Here is a 2666-nt window from a genome sequence, read left to right on the forward strand (position 1 = left end):
CGAGGCGATCTGCCCGTTTTCTTGTCGCAACACAACGACTGCTGCGCCAAACGGTCTCGGTGCTTCATGCACAAAAGATGCCGTAGCAATTGTAAGCCGTGCCGAATCCGCTCGAAAAGCCGACTGTCACAGGGTTCGGCGCTTTCTTTTCCGCTTGGGTAAGAATAAGATGAGGTATAACGACAACGAGGGGGATTCGCATGGACATCCGTAAATACCGCTTGGACGACACCGAGAAGCTTCATTCCAGCGAAGCCCGGGACGAATATGAGAAGGATTATGCGCGGCTTATCCAGTCGCCTGCTTTCCGCAGGCTGCAGGGGAAATCGCAGGTGTTCGGCGCCGGTACGGGCGACTATTACCGGACGCGTCTCACCCACTCGCTGGAGGTGTCGCAAATTGCCCGCGAGGTGGCGAGACGGCTCGGCAAAACGTATGCTTTTCTGGCCGTGCCGGAGCATCCGGGACTGATGCTGGAGCCGGAGGTCGTCGAGTGCGCTTCGCTGGCCCATGATTTGGGACATCCTCCTTTCGGGCACAAGGGCGAGGAAGTGCTGAACCGGCTGCTGACCGCCCGTTACGGCTTGCCTTACGAGGGGAACGCCCAGAACTTCCGTATTCTCATGTTTCTGGAGAAAAGAGCGGGAAGCGACAGCGGTCTGGACCTGACGGCCGCCGTCCTGCTTGCGATCAACAAGTATCCTTATCCGCTCACCGAGCCCGGCCGGATTAAGGGTGTATACGATATGGAATGGGACGCGGTCGGCCGGCTTCGCGCTATGTGGGGAATGCCGGCAGACTGCGCCACGCTGGAGGCGCAGCTGATGGATCTGTGCGACGATATCGCTTATTCGACGCATGACATCGAGGATGGCATCCGCGCAGGCAAAATTCTGATGAGCCGCAGCTTCTTCGAGGACGACAGCCTGATCGGACATGTCGTGCGGGAGATCGTCGACGATCAGGGCAATATGAACGTAGGCTGGGAGCAGATCGATATCGGCGCAATGGTGAAGACGGTGCTGGAAGCGTACCTGACGCAGTGGGAAACGGTGTACGAGGACTCGGGCCGTGAGCCGTCGCGCGCGCGGCGCGAAATGAAGGCGCGTTGGGTCAGCAAATTCGCTAACCAGGTCGGCATCCTCGACGATCCGGCGAGAGGCTGGAAAAGGGTGACGTTCGTGCGGGACGGCGTGCAGGATATCGAGCTGCTGCGAACGATGGAAATTTTGAAAAAACTGGCTTGGGTGACGCTGATCAAGGATTTTCGCGTACAGCGGCTGCAGAAGCGCAGCGAGATCATGATTACCCGGTTGTGGGAAACCTTCATGGAATATGAGACGGGGAAGCTTATTTTGCCTCCCGACTGGATTGCGAACTACGAGCAGCAGAAGGGGAGATGGCAGTGGGAGCGGTTGGTGGCCGATTATATTTCCGGCATGACCGACGCTTATGCAGAGAAGGTTTACGCGGAACTGTACGCCAGCCGCACAGGATCGATCTATGAAAGGGATTGAGGCTGCGGGCGACGGAGGATGAACTACCGGGATCGGGTATTAAACCGTTCGGCCATAAACAGCATGGCGAACGACAGCAGGACGATGGCCGCCGTCCACGCCCAGGCGAGCGGCATGCGGCCCGCATCGACAGCCGTATAGATAGCCGTCGGCAGCGTTTGGGTTCTGCCCGGAATGTTGCCGGCAATCATCAGCGTCGCGCCGAATTCGCCCAAGCCTCTGGCATAGCCGAGCAGAAAGCCGGCCGTCAGCGATCGCCCCGCAAGCGGCATCGTAATATGCCGGAATACTTGCCACTCATTGGCGCCTTGGGCGCGCGCGGCGTCTTCCAGCTCCTTCTCCACGCCTTCGAATCCGGCCCGCATCGTCCGATAGGCGAGAGGGAAGGCCACTACGACTGCGGCAACGACGGCTGCCCCCCAGGTGAACACAATCGTGCGGTCGAACAGCATTTCGAACGTTTGGCCCAACCAGCCCTGTCGTCCGAACAGGACAAGCAGCAGAAAGCCGACTACCGTCGGCGGAAGCACGAGTGGGAGCAGCAGCATCGTATCGATTGCGCTGCGTCCACGTATCCGGCTCCTCGCCATGCGGTGAGCCGTCAGCAGGGCAAGAACAAAGACGATCGCGCCGGCAAGAAGCGATACTTTGATTGTAACGAAAACCGGTGGGAGGAAGGCGTTCCAATCCGTCATACGAGCCGCTCCTTTCTCAGGGTGCTGGTGGGGGTGTGAAGCCGAGCTCGGCAAATACGCCAGCGGCTTCACTCTCAAATAAATAATGGATGAATTGCTTCGATTCCCGCTGACGCTCTGAAGCTTTCATGATGCCGTAAGGATAGACGATCGGCGCATACAGCCCGGAAGGGACTTCCGCTACGACCTTGACGCGGCCGGAAGCGAGCGCATCGGTCAGGTATACGATACCGGCTTCCGTATTGCCGCTTTCTACATAAGTCAGCACCTGCCTGACGTCCTTCGCGAACACGAGCTTCGGCTGTACGGCATCCCATACGGCCGCATTCGCCAGCGCTTCTTTGGCGTAGGCGCCCGCGGGCACGGTGTCCGGTTCGCCTACCGCTATTTTCCGAATGCCATTATCGGCCAGGCCGCGCAAATCCGTTATCGTTAGAGGATCGTCGGGCGACGC

The 2666-nt window shown here is 59.0% G+C and carries 3 protein-coding genes; 1 reads left to right on the top strand and 2 read right to left on the bottom strand.

The window, feature by feature from the left end:
• Window positions 1-200: 200 nt before the first annotated feature.
• The gene (locus BG52_RS13040) at window positions 201-1517 is read left to right on the top strand and encodes a deoxyguanosinetriphosphate triphosphohydrolase family protein (RefSeq protein ID WP_036583199.1); all 1317 of its coding nucleotides are present in this window, start codon (window positions 201-203) and stop codon (window positions 1515-1517) included.
• Window positions 1518-1540: 23 nt separating this feature from the next.
• Here BG52_RS13040 and modB read toward each other — a convergent pair whose 3' ends face one another.
• Both modB and modA read right to left on the bottom strand, forming a co-directional pair.
• Window positions 1541-2212 (bottom strand): molybdate ABC transporter permease subunit, encoded by a 672-nt coding sequence (gene modB, locus BG52_RS13045; protein WP_036583202.1) that lies wholly within the window; start codon window positions 2210-2212, stop codon window positions 1541-1543.
• A 16-nt stretch (window positions 2213-2228) separates the two neighbouring features.
• On the bottom strand, window positions 2229-2666 hold a 438-nt coding region (gene modA / locus BG52_RS13050), incomplete at its 5' end, for a molybdate ABC transporter substrate-binding protein (RefSeq protein WP_036667442.1).

This window comes from Paenibacillus darwinianus (assembly GCF_000598065.1).
GTDB classification, from domain to species: Bacteria; Bacillota; Bacilli; order Paenibacillales; family Paenibacillaceae; genus Paenibacillus_I; species Paenibacillus_I darwinianus.

Excerpts from the sequence above, each read along its gene's own strand:
- BG52_RS13040 (WP_036583199.1), top strand. The coding sequence starts at position 201 with ATGGACATCCGTAAATACCGCTTGGACGACACCGAGAAGCTTCATTCC.
- modB (WP_036583202.1), bottom strand. The coding sequence starts at position 2,212 with ATGACGGATTGGAACGCCTTCCTCCCACCGGTTTTCGTTACAATCAAA.